The sequence below is a fragment of the Streptacidiphilus monticola genome (assembly GCF_042658505.1).
Classification (GTDB): domain Bacteria; phylum Actinomycetota; class Actinomycetes; order Streptomycetales; family Streptomycetaceae; genus Streptacidiphilus; species Streptacidiphilus monticola.
This window is the reverse complement of the sequence record NZ_JBHSQJ010000152.1, coordinates 1-11,663: the sequence shown is the minus strand read 5'-3', so window position 1 is coordinate 11,663 and position 11,663 is coordinate 1. Positions and strand designations below refer to the sequence as shown.

Genomic DNA, 11,663 nt, shown 5'->3' with positions numbered 1-11,663 from the left:
CCGTCGGCGGCGTGGGCCAGGTGCCAGGCGCGGCGGTCGCGCTGGGCGGAGAGGGCGGCGGCCCAGACCTCGTGGGCAGCCTTGCGGCGGGTCCGCGGCGACATGTGCAGCAGGCAGGACCTGGCCAGCGGGTGACGGAACGTCAGCCGTTCGCAGGCGTGGTCCACCTGGACCAGGCCTGCGGTCGCGGCGCGGTCGAGGAGGGTCTCGTCCCAGGCCCGGTCCGCCAGCAGCAAGGCCGCGCGGATCTCCGCCAGGTTGCCCGGCCGCTCCCCGTCCAGGGCGACCATCAGCAGCGCCATCCGGGTCGTCGGGTCCAACTGGCGGATGCGGTCGGCGAAGACGCTCTCCAGCCGGCTGCTCAGCGGCAGGCTGCCGGGGACCTCCTCCAGTCCGTCCCGCTGGGCCTGGCTGAGCTGGCCGGGCAGTTCGACCAGCGCCAGCGGGTTTCCTTCCGCCTCCGCGAGGAGCCTGCGTTGCAGCGGAGCGCGCAGCCCCGGGTGTCGCAGTTCCAGCAACGCCCGTGCCGCGTCCGGCGCGAGCGGGCCGACGGGCAGCACGGGCAGTCCGGCCGGGTCGAAGAACCCGGTCTCCCGGTCCCGGGTGGCCAGGACGAACGACGGCCTGCGGCCGGCAAGGCGCCGCAGCAGGAAGGTCAGCACCTCCGCGCTGGAGCGGTCGATCCACTGCAGGTCGTCGATCAGCACGACCAGCGGGGCGCGCCCGGCGGCCGCCAGCACCAGGGACAGCGCGGCGGCCGAGATGGCCAGTCGCGCCGGTGTAGGCCCCTCCCGGAAGGACAACACCTGCTCCAGCAGCTCGCGTTGGTAGGCGGGCAGTTCCTCCAGCGCCCCGACCAGGGGGAAGAGGAGCTGATGCAGCCCCGAGAAGGGCAGCTCGCGCTCGCTCTCCACCCCGATCACGCGGACGACGTCCGAGCCGGCCCGCCGCGCCCGGGCAGCGGCAAAGTCCAGCAGCGTCGTCTTGCCCACCCCCGGGTCGCCCCGGAGGAGCAGCGACGTCTCCTTTTGCTCCGCTCCGTCGAGCAGGCGGTCGAGGATCTCCTCCTCATGGGCGCGCCCCACCAAAGACAAGGTTCCTCCCAGGGGTGATTGGGCCCACCAGCAGCCCTGGCCACCATGCTGGCTCCCGGGCGCCGCCGCGCGCTTCTGTCACGTGACCTGGTTTTCGGCGCCCTGCGCGTCGTGTACGGAGGAGGAGAGGAAGTCGAGGACGTCGGCGGCGAAGCGCTCGTGGTGCTGGAACAGGAAGCCGTGCCCGGCGTCGGGGTAGACGTGGACCTGTGCCCCCGGGATCAGCGCGCCCAGCAGGTGCGCCAGGGCGGGCGGGACCACCCGGTCGCTGTCCCCGGCCGTCACGAGGGTGGGCTGGCGGACGTCGGCCAGGCGCTGCAGGGCCGCCGGGTCCGGGACGCCCCACTCGACGACCGCCTCGTACTGCGCCTCCATGGCTTCCCGGGACACCGGGGCGTCGCGGTCCTGTTCCCGCTCGATGTACCGGCCGAAGAACTCCAGACCGCTCTGCTGACTGCTGGGCGTGTGGTGGAAGAAGGTGTAGAGGTAGTCCTGGGCGAGGAGCCGCTCCGGGTTGACGTGGGCGAGCACGTCCGCGCTCCACCCGTGGATGCCCGCTGCGCCGCGCGGCGCGGTGGCAGCCAGGACCATCCGCCGGACCCGGGCGGGGTGGCGCAGGGCCAACTCCTGGGCCACGTAACCGCCCAGGGAGAACCCGAGCAGGTCCACCCGGTCCAGGCCCAGCGCGTCGAGGAAGGCGAGGGTGTCCTGGGCGGTCGCCACGACCGTGCGGGCCGCCCGCCCCGCACTCAGGCCGACGCCGGCGTTGTCGAAGGCGACGACGTCGCGCTGTGCGGCGAGGGCGTCCACCAGGGCCTGGTCCCAGCTGTCGAGCGTGCCACGGAAGTTCTGGAGCAGCACGAGTGGCGGCCCGCCCAGGGCACCGCAGCGGCGGTACGCGTAGCGGACGCCGTTCCCGGCCGTGACGAATCGGTTGGGCGCGCTGACGTACACCCTGGTCCTCCTTCTGCGGTCTCCCCGCCGGCCCGGCCGGGCCGGCGGTCGTCCCGAGTGTGCAAGGCCGCGGGGCTCCGGCCATCTGACGATTGACTGCACACGCGCACCTGCGGCTTCGGCCGGCGAAGTGGGGAAGGCAGAGTCACACCAGTGGTCACTCGACTCAAACGGCCCCGCGTGGGGCGGGGCTAGCTTCGCGGCATGCAGGACTTGCGGATCGCCCCCAGGCCCGACGTGCTCGTCCGGGCGACAGACATGATCACCGAAACGAGGGGCCGTCGCCGCCCGCCGGCGTCGCTTCGGGCACCGCAATCGCACCCCGGCCGTCGCGCACGCGACCCGGCAGGGGCTCACCTGAACCGGGGGCCGGCCGCGGCCGGCGCGTGCCGGATCGTCGGCCGCGAAGCGGAGTCGGCGCAGATCGAGCGGTTCTGTGCGGACCTGGCCGGCGGCCCCAACCTGCTGCTGGTGGTGGGCGAGGCGGGATCGGGCAAGAGCACACTCCTGGACGCGGCCGCCGCGCGGGCGCAGGCCGCGGGGACGGAGGTGGTCCGGTTCACCGGCCACCAGGGCGAGCAGGATCTGGTCCACGGGGCGCTGCACGCCTTGCTGGCGCCGTTCCTGCCGGAGGCGGGGCGGCTGCCGGAGCGTCAACGCGCCGCGCTGCTGGGAGCGTTCGGGATGGACGCGCCAGGCGGCGCCGACACCCGGCCCGAGCGGCTGCTCATCGCGCTCGCCTCGCTGGACCTGCTGGTGTCGGCGAGCGGTCGTTGCCCGGTGCTGCTCGTGGTGGACGACCTGCAGTGGGTGGACGCCAGTTCGCTCGACATCCTGTGCTTCCTCGCGCGCCGGATCAGCGACCGCCAGGTGGCGATCCTGGCAGGGTCGCGCGGTGCGGACGCGATGCGGCTGGACCGGCCGCACGCGGTCCGGCTGCNGTCCGCCTGCCGCTGCCGCCGCTGAGTGCGGAGGCCGCCGAGGAGTTGCTGGACCGTCAGCCCGCGCCGCCCCGAGGCTCCGCGCGGGCCAAGCTGCTGCACGACGCGGGCGGGAACCCGCTGGCGCTCGTGGAGTTGAGCCGGGCCCTCGCAGAACGCGCGCTCGAGGGCCGGCCGGGCTGGGCCGATGCGACGCTGCCGTTGACCACCCGGCTCGAAGCCGTCTTCGCGGACCGCCTCGCGGTGCTGCCCGCTGAGACCCGCCGGGCCCTGCTGCTGGCAGCCGCCGCCGACGCGTCCGCGATCCCGGACTGTCCCGAGTTCCCGACCCGCGCCGAGCTCTGGCGTGCGGCGGAGGAGGCGGGCCTGGTGCGGGTTGAGGGCGGGCGGGTCGCCTTCACCCATCCGCTGGTCCGCTCGGCCGTCTACCAGCAGGCCTCGTCCGTCGAGCGGCAGGCGGCGCACCGCTCGCTCGCGGACGCGGCGACGGCGGACCCGGACCGCAGGGCCCGGCACCTGGCGGCGGCCGCGTTGTCGCCCGACGACGAGGTGGCCCGGGCTTTGCAGGAGAGCGCCCGACGGGCGCAGCAGCGAGGCGGGTTCGGTGTGGCTGCCTCGATCATGGAGCGGGCCGCACGGCTCAGCCGCGACCCGGCGGCCCGGGTCCGTCGGCTCGTGGAGACCTACTCGCTGGCGACCTTCGTCTGCGATCCCGTCTGGGTGGAGTCCCTGGCCACTGAGATCGCGACGCTGACCGACGACGCCCGGCTGCTCCAGCAGACCGCACTGTCCGCCGCATGGGCGCTGGCGGCGACCAGCAGGCAGGGCGCGGCGGTGAGCCGGATGATCCCGCTGGCGGCGGCCACGGTCGAGAGTGATCCGGTGATGGCCCTGGGAGCCCTGACCAAGGGGGCCATCGCCCTCTACTACACCGGCGAAGAGGCGTACCGTCGTCAGGCGGCCGAACTGCTCGCGCGTATCCCCGTCGACGTCGGCGACCCCATGGACCAGGTCTGGGCTCGGGTCTGCGCTGACCCCTTCACCGACCGGGCCGGGCATCTGGACCGGCTGCGCGCGGCCACCGACCGGGCCGGACTTGTCGTCGAGGAGTACACCACCCTCGGCGGCGCCGCCTGGATGCTCGACGAGACGCCGCTGGCGCTGAGGCTGCTGGCCGCCGGGGCGGACCGGGCGCAGGCCACCCCGGACGCGGTGGCCAATCCCACCCTGACCCAGGCGCTGGCACTCGCGCAGTTCGAGAGCGGGGCGTGGGAGGCGGCGTCGGCCACCGCGCACAGGGCCCGCCGGGGAGCGGCCGAGGCCGGCATCGGCATGCCCGGCCGGGTGGCCGCCTACGTCAGCGCGGCTCTCCATGTGCACCGCGGTGAACCCGTGGACGCCCGAAGGGCGCTGGAGCAGGCGCGCAGCGGTGTGGACCTGACCCAGCTGCGCGGCCTGGACGCAAGCTGCCGCGGCGTCGAGGCCGCGGCGGCCACCGCCGAGGGCAAGCACATCCTGGCGTACGCGCTGCTGCGCAGTGTGTTCACGGGGGAGTCGGACACCGGGCCGCTGCACTACCACGCCTCCTACTACGCGCTCGGCGATCTGGCCGCGGCGGCCGTACGGGCAGGGGAGAGCCAGGACGCCCGGCGGGTCCTGGACGCGGCGCGACGTGCCCTGGCCGGTCCGACATCCCCGCGGCTGGCGGCCCAGGTCGCCCGTGCCCGGGCTCTGCTGGCCACCGACGCTCAGGCGGAGCGGCACTTCCAGGCTGCGGTGTCGGCGCCGGAGGGGAATCGCTGGCCCTTCGAGCGGGCGGTGGCGCTGCTCGAGTACGGCGAATGGCTGCGGCGGCGGCGCCGTCCCCATGACGCGCGCGCCCGGCTCACTCAGGCCCTCGCGTTGTTCGAGCGCCTGGCCGCACGGCCCTGGGCCGATCGTGCAGCAGCTGAACTACGCGCCTGCGGCGGCCAGTTGGGTGTTCTGGAGAAGCAGGACAGTGCGACCGGGGCTGCCGCACTGACGCCGCAGCAGCTGCAGATCAGCCGGCTGGCCGCCACTGGCCTGACGAACCGGCAGATCGGGGAGCGACTGTTCCTGTCGGCGCGGACCGTGGGCTTCCACCTGCACCAGGCCTTTCCCAAGCTCGGCATCACCAGCCGCAGCCAGCTGCGGGACGTGCTGGGCAGCGACGACTGAGCGGACGGCTGAGGGTGACGACTGGGGTGCCCGTCGGTACGGCAGTCACCCAGGAGTCAGCTGACCGATGCCCAGACCTGGCGGGCGGCGGCACGGTGGGGACACCGGCCACCGTGACGTGGCCCTGTCCCACACCTCCCCTCAGCCCGGCTACCGCCGAGATCGGACGATCCTCCGTGTTCCAGCGCATCCTGGTCGCCATCGACGGCGGCCCCAACCGCCACCAGGCTCTGGCGACGGCCCGCGAGTTGGCGACCCTCACCGGGAGCCGCGTCCGGGTGGTGCACGTGCTCGCCTCCGCCGTCGCTTTCGACACCCTGGTCCGGCTCGAGGACGACCCCGAGGCGCACGCCGTTCTCGACGAGGCCGTCACCACCCTGCGCAGCGCGGGCATCGACGCCGACGGCGAACTGTTCCTCGGGCTGACCGACCAGGTCCCGGCGGTCATCTCCGAGGCCGCCGCGCAGTTCCAGGCCGACCTGGTCGTGCTCAGCCCCCATCACCGGGGCGCGGTGGCGGCCTTCTTCAACCACCGCGTCAGCGACACCGTCGCGCACACCAGCCGCATCGCGGTCCTGCTGGCCCCGGAGGCAGCGGCCGAGTCCGCGGGCCGCTGACCGGCACCCCACCATCCCCCCTCTCCCAGACCCGTACGTTCCAGACAGGCAGGAGCCACCCATGTCGAACTCCCAGGACCAGCGCGGCGATTCGCCGGTGCGGGTCGAACAGGCCGCCCCCGGTTACCGCCGTGTCATCTTCGACAACCCGCCGCTCAACCTCTACGACCCCGAGGTGGAGACGGCCCTCGCCGAAGCCGTCGCCGAACTGGAGGCGGACCCCGGAGTCAAGGTGGTGGTCTTCGACAGCGCCGTGCCCCAGTTCTTCATGGCCCACCTCAACCTGGGCCGGATCGAGGAGTTCGGGCCCGGCATGCCGACCTGGTTCGATCTGGTCGACCGGCTCGGCCGGGCCCGGTTCATCACCGTCGGCTCGCTGCGCGGCCGGGCCCGCGGCATCGGCAACGAGTTCCTGCTCGCCGTCGACGTGCGCTTCGCCAGCCGCGAGCACGCCGTCCTGGGCCAGTTGGAGATCGGCACCGGCATCATCCCCGGCTGTGGCGGACTGCAGCGCCTGTCCCGGCTGACCGGACGCTCCCGCGCCCTGGAGATCATCGCCTCGGGCGAGGACTATGACGCGGAGACCGCGGAGCGCTACGGCTGGATCAACCGCGCCGTTCCCGACGCCGAACTGGACGCCTTCGTCGAGCGCTTCGCCCGACGGGTGGCCTCCTTCGACGCCGACGCGCTGATCGCGGTCAAGGAGCTGCTCAACCAGGAAGCCCCCGCTCCCAGCGCCGCATCCTTGGCCGCCACCCATGCGCGCATGGTCGAGCTGCTCGACCGCGACTTCGTCCAGGAGCGGCTGCGGCTGTCGGCGAAGGCCGCCCCCGAGGCCGTCCTTGATCTGGAGCTGCACATGGGCGAGCGGATCGGATCGCGGGCCCTCCAGCACTGACGCCCCCTCACCCCCCTTCCACAGAAAGGCACGTCCGTGGCCGCAGAGAACGACAAGAGCCAGATCACCGCGCCCAACCTCCATGTGGAGGCCGCCGACGGCGTCACCTACCGGTACCGCCGGTTCGGCATCGCCAACGAGAGCGACCTGCCGCTGGTCTGCCTGGTGCACTACCGTGCCAACCTCGACAACTGGGATCCCGCGCTGGTCGACGCCCTGGCCGCTGAGCGCGAGGTGATCCTGGTGGACCTGGCCGGCGTGGGCGGGTCCACCGGAACCACCCCGAACACGGTGGAGGAGATGGCGCACAGCGCCATCGCCTTCCTCGACGCCCTCAAGGTGACGCGCTACGACCTGCTCGGTTTCTCCCTGGGCGGCTTCGTGGCCCAGGAGATGGCGCTGTTCCGCCCCTGGCAGGTCCGCCGCCTGGTCCTGGCGGGCACGGCCCCGCGGGGTGGACGCGACATCCACGTGTACACGGCGGGCGCGATCCGGGACGCCGCGCTCGCCGACGCGCCGGGTGCGGCGAACCTGTTGGTGCTGTTCTTCGAGAAGAGCCTCACCAGTCAGGCCAGGGGCGTCGAGTTCGTCAAGCGCCTCGGACTGCGCACGGCCGAACGTGACGCACCCACCGACCTGGCCGTCCGCAACGCGCAGTTGACCGCCATCTCCGCCTGGGGGGTCCACGACGACTCACAGCTGCAGAGGCTGCGGTCCATCCGGCAGCCGGTGCTGGTGGCCAACGGGGACAACGACGAGATGGTCCCCACCGAGAACACCCACCTGCTCGCCGAGCACCTGCCCAACGCCACCTTGAGCATCTATCCCGACGCCGGGCACGGCTTCCTGTTCCAGTACCCCGCGGAGTTCGCCGCCGAGGTCAACGCCTTCCTGGGTCACTGACTGTCATGTGATTGATTCCCCCTACCATGCAGTCATGGCGACATCCCCCTTGGCCACTCCTCCGTCGCTCTTCGGACGCGCCGGGGAGGTCGCCGCGCTGCTGCGGCTGCTCGACGACGCGGCCGCAGGCAAGGGCGCAGGCCTGGTGCTGCGGGGGGAGGCGGGCATCGGCAAGAGCGCCCTGCTGCAGGTGGCGCGGCAGGAGGCAGCGGCCAGGGGGTTCGCCGTGCTCAGCGCCGAAGGGGTCGAGTCCGAGTCCGAACTGGCCTACGCGGCGCTGCACCAGGCGCTCCACCCGCTGCTGGACCAGGTGGCCGCGCTGCCGGCGCCGCAGGCGCGGGCGTTGCGCTGCGCCTTCGGCCAGGAGGAGGGCGAGGCCAACCCCTACGCCGTCGCGCTGGCGGCGCTGGAGCTGCTGGTGGACGCCGCCGCCACCGGCCCGGTCGCCCTGCTGATCGAAGACCTGCACTGGACGGACACCCCGTCGCTGGAGGTCATCGCCTTCGTGGCGCGCCGCATCGCCGCAGACCCGGTGCTGATCCTGGCGACGGCACGGACCGGGGTCGGTTCCGCCGTCCGACGCCGGCCCCAACTGCCGGAACTGGAGCTGGAACCGCTCAGCCAGGACGCGGCAGCCGCGCTGCTCGACGTGAGCGCGCCCTCCCTGCCCGCCCCGGCACGGGCCAGGATCCTGGCCGAGGCCGCCGGCAACCCGCTCGGGCTCAAGGAGTTGCCCCGGGCCCTGGCCGGCGCGGGGACACTGCCCCTGCTGGAGGCCGCCCTGCCGCTCAGCGACCGGCTGGAGGCGGCCTTCGCCGCTCGCCTGGACGATCTCACCCCCGCCGCGCGCGCCCTGCTGATCACCCTCGCCGCCGATGTCACCTGCGACCTGCAGCAACTGCTCGCGGCAGCGACCCACGCACACGGCACCCACGTGTCCCCGCGCGACCTCCAGGAGGCCATCGACGCCGGACTGGCGGAACTGGCCGGCTCCGGAGTCCGGTTCCGGCACCCGCTGATGCGCTCGGCCATCTACGCACGCGCGTCCCTGCTCGAACGCATCCAGTCCCACACCGCGCTCGCCGAGCAGCTGGCCGCCCATCCGGACCGGCAGTTGTGGCACCGGGCCGCGGCCGCGCTCGGCGCGGACGAGGAGATCGCCGCCGAACTCGAGAATTACGCGCTGCGTTCCGAACGCCGGGGCACGGTGATGGCGGCGACCGCCGCGCTGCGCAAGGCCGCCGACCTCACCTCCGACGCGGACCGGCGCACCTCACTGGTCCTCCAGGCCGCCGAACTCACGGGCGAGATCGGCGCCCGCCGGGAAGCGGCGGCCCTGCTGGAGCGGACCGACCTGTCCACCCTCGGCCCAGTCGACAGGGCACGGCTGACCAACGTCGTCGAGATCATCGACTTCTCCCGGTTCCACGACGCCGACGCACGCGTCCGGGAACTGACGGCCGCCGCAGGCGGTCCGCTCGCAGCCGGTCACGTCCAGTCCGCCGTCACCCTGCTGTGGCGGGCAGCCAGGCGCTGCTTCTTCCAGGTCCCCGGGGCGGTGGCCCGCCAGGCCCTGATCGACCGCTTGCAGGCCGTGCAGCTGCCCGAGGACGACCCGCGCGGCCTGGCGATCCGGGCCTACGCCGACCCCGAGCACCACGGCCGCGCCGTACTCGACCAACTCTCCAGGGCGGTCCCGGACCGCACGAGCGTGGACAGCATGTACCTCCTGGGAGCCGCCGCCCTGGTGCTCGGCGACTTCCGGCGCAGCGCAGCCGACATGGACGCAGCCGCGGACCTGTGCCGGCGCCAGGGCCGACTGGGGCAACTGCCGCGCATCCTCATCGGCGGCGGCTGGAGCCGGATCTGGTTGGGGGAGTGGGACAAAGCCCTCGCCGAGGCGGAGGAGGGCGCCGGGCTCGCCCGGGAGACCGGCGAGGAGTTCTACACCCTGTCGGCCCAGGCGAACATCGCCGCGGTCTGCGCCCTGCGCGGCGACGTCGACCGCGCCCGCACCTTGGCGGCCCACGTGCAGGGCCACCCGCTGAGCGCGGGCATGAGTTATCTGCACTCGGGCGCCCAGCAGAGCAGCGCGCTCGCCACCCTCCTCGGCGGCGAAGCCGAGCAGGCACACGCGATGCTGCTGCGCCTGTTCGACCCCACCGAGCCGGTGCACCACCCGGTGATGCAGTGGTGGGCCGTGCCCGAACTCGTCGACGCCGCGGTCTCCGCGGACCGCGTCGAGCAGACCAGGCCCCTGCTGGAGCCACTGCCCGCCCTGGCCGAACGCTGCGGCTCGCCGATGCTGCGGATGACCGCCCAGTACGCCGCAGCTGTGCTCGCCGACGAACCCGAAGCCGACGAGCTGTACCGGGTCGCGATGAAGGGCGACGTCGGCGCCTGGCCCCTCTACCGGGCCCGGCTCGACCTGCACCACGGCAGGCGGCTGCGGCGGCTGCGCCAGGTGCAGGCCTCCCGCGAGCCGCTGCGCGCGGCACGGGACGCATTCGACTTCCTCGGCGCCCACCCCTGGGCCGAGTCGGCGCGCCGAGAACTGCGTGCCGCCGGCGAGACCAGCGGACGCCCGGAGACCAGCGTGCGCGAGCTGCTGAGCGCCCAGGAACTGCAGATCGCAACCCTTGCGGCACAGGGGTTGACCAACCGTCAGATCGGCGAACGCCTGTTCCTGTCGCACCGCACCGTCGGAGCCCACCTCTACCGCATCTTCCCCAAGCTCGGCGTCGCGGCCCGCGCCCAGCTGGGTGCCGCGCTGCAGCAGGCCCAACGGTCCTGACGCTCGCCCAGGCGCGATGGTCGAGACAGGGTCACCTGACTGATGCCCGGCCCGCGAGGCACAAGGGACCATCGGAGTTGCCACCGGGCGCCAAGTCCGCGCAGGTGGCGGCCCCGCGCCCGAGTGCGCAAGTTCCCGTCGCACGGACAGAGTTGGAGCACCCCCATGAGCACCTGGTCCGTCGAGCGCCTCGGCGCGGTTGCCGTCCTCGGCTTCACCCGGCCACCGGACAACTACATGGACTTCGCCTCCGTGATCGCCCTGGGCGACCTGCTGGAGGGGCTCGCCCAGGACAGCGAACAGGTCAAGGTCGTGATGGTCACCGGCGGACCGGACGACCGGTTCATCGACCACGCCGAACTGGCCGACCTGGCCCGCGCCAGCGCGGGCCAGGCGAGCGAGGAGGAACTCGGCGCCTGGCCCCGCGCGCTGCAGCTCCTGGAAGAGATCCCGCAGCCCACGATCGCAGCCATCGACGGACTTGCCTCCGGCGGCGGCAACGAGCTGGCACTGGCCTGTACCCTGCGGGTCGCCTCGACGCGGGCGCGATTCCAGCAGCCGGAGATCACCGCCGGCTTCATCCCGGGCGGTGGCGGCAGTGTCCGCCTGCCGCGGCTGGTGGGGCTAGGACATGCCGCCGAAGTGGTTCTCACCGGACGGGAGTTCTCGGCCGACGAAGCGCTGCGCTCCGGTTGGGTCAACGCCGTCCTGTCGGCCGAGGACTTCCGCACCGAGGCCCTGCAATGGGTCGAGGCCGTCGCCCGGAACGCCGGCCCCGCCCTGTTCGCGGCGAAGCGGTCGATCGTCACCGGTTCCCGGCTCCCGTTCCCGGAGGCGACCGGGCTGGAACGGCAGCTCTTCTCCGGCCTGCGACCCGGGACCGGTGCCGACGCCAGCTCTTGAGGCCCAGCCATAGGAGAGCGCCATGACCTCCAAGCGCCCTCAGCCTCCCTTGCTTTCGCCGTCACCCGCTGAAGGCGTGCGCTTCTCGTTGCTCGGCCCGGTGCGGGCCTGGCAGACCGGCCACGAACTCGACCTCGCCCCGCGCCAGATGCGCCTGCTCCTGGTGGCCCTGATGACGGGCGCGCGGGGCGCCGGAGCCAACCACCTGGCCGCTTGCCAGTGCTCTTGCCATAGGTTCGCCGGGTTGGTGCTGCTGGCGGTTTGAACCGTTCCGGGATCTTTGGAGGCTTGATCCTCTCACGGAACCAAGCCTCCAAAGAACCCGGGACTGTCTTGAATTTCGTGGGTTTGGCCTGGTGT

At 73.1% G+C, this 11,663-nt stretch carries 10 protein-coding genes; 8 read left to right on the top strand and 2 right to left on the bottom strand.

What is annotated here, in order from left to right:
• Both ACFP3V_RS29135 and ACFP3V_RS29130 read right to left on the bottom strand, forming a co-directional pair.
• On the bottom strand, window positions 1-1,085 hold a 1,085-nt coding region (locus tag ACFP3V_RS29135), incomplete at its 3' end, for an AAA family ATPase (protein ID WP_380589915.1).
• Window positions 1,086-1,172: 87 nt separating this feature from the next.
• The gene (locus ACFP3V_RS29130) at window positions 1,173-2,048 is read right to left on the bottom strand and encodes an alpha/beta fold hydrolase (protein ID WP_380589892.1); all 876 of its coding nucleotides are present in this window, start codon (window positions 2,046-2,048) and stop codon (window positions 1,173-1,175) included.
• 204 nt (window positions 2,049-2,252) lie between these two features.
• Here ACFP3V_RS29130 and ACFP3V_RS29125 point away from each other — a divergent pair, with 204 nt between their 5' ends.
• From ACFP3V_RS29125 to ACFP3V_RS29090, 8 genes are all read left to right on the top strand, one after another.
• Window positions 2,253-3,014, top strand: a complete 762-nt coding sequence (locus tag ACFP3V_RS29125; protein ID WP_380589889.1) for an ATP-binding protein — start codon at window positions 2,253-2,255, stop codon at window positions 3,012-3,014.
• A gap of 20 nt (window positions 3,015-3,034) precedes the next feature.
• Window positions 3,035-5,188 (top strand): LuxR C-terminal-related transcriptional regulator, encoded by a 2,154-nt coding sequence (locus tag ACFP3V_RS29120; RefSeq protein ID WP_380589886.1) that lies wholly within the window; start codon window positions 3,035-3,037, stop codon window positions 5,186-5,188.
• Between the two features lie 176 nt (window positions 5,189-5,364).
• Window positions 5,365-5,805 (top strand): universal stress protein, encoded by a 441-nt coding sequence (locus tag ACFP3V_RS29115; protein WP_380589883.1) that lies wholly within the window; start codon window positions 5,365-5,367, stop codon window positions 5,803-5,805.
• 61 nt (window positions 5,806-5,866) lie between these two features.
• Window positions 5,867-6,703, top strand: a complete 837-nt coding sequence (locus ACFP3V_RS29110) for an enoyl-CoA hydratase/isomerase family protein (protein WP_380589880.1) — start codon at window positions 5,867-5,869, stop codon at window positions 6,701-6,703.
• Window positions 6,704-6,739: 36 nt separating this feature from the next.
• Window positions 6,740-7,606, top strand: a complete 867-nt coding sequence (locus ACFP3V_RS29105) for an alpha/beta fold hydrolase (RefSeq protein ID WP_380589877.1) — start codon at window positions 6,740-6,742, stop codon at window positions 7,604-7,606.
• A gap of 34 nt (window positions 7,607-7,640) precedes the next feature.
• Window positions 7,641-10,400, top strand: a complete 2,760-nt coding sequence (locus ACFP3V_RS29100; protein WP_380589874.1) for an ATP-binding protein — start codon at window positions 7,641-7,643, stop codon at window positions 10,398-10,400.
• 165 nt (window positions 10,401-10,565) lie between these two features.
• Window positions 10,566-11,303, top strand: coding sequence for an enoyl-CoA hydratase/isomerase family protein (locus ACFP3V_RS29095; RefSeq protein WP_380589871.1), 738 nt, complete (start codon window positions 10,566-10,568; stop codon window positions 11,301-11,303).
• 22 nt (window positions 11,304-11,325) lie between these two features.
• Complete coding sequence (locus tag ACFP3V_RS29090) at window positions 11,326-11,568, top strand: hypothetical protein (RefSeq protein ID WP_380589868.1); 243 nt, start codon at window positions 11,326-11,328, stop codon at window positions 11,566-11,568.
• Window positions 11,569-11,663: the final 95 nt, after the last annotated feature.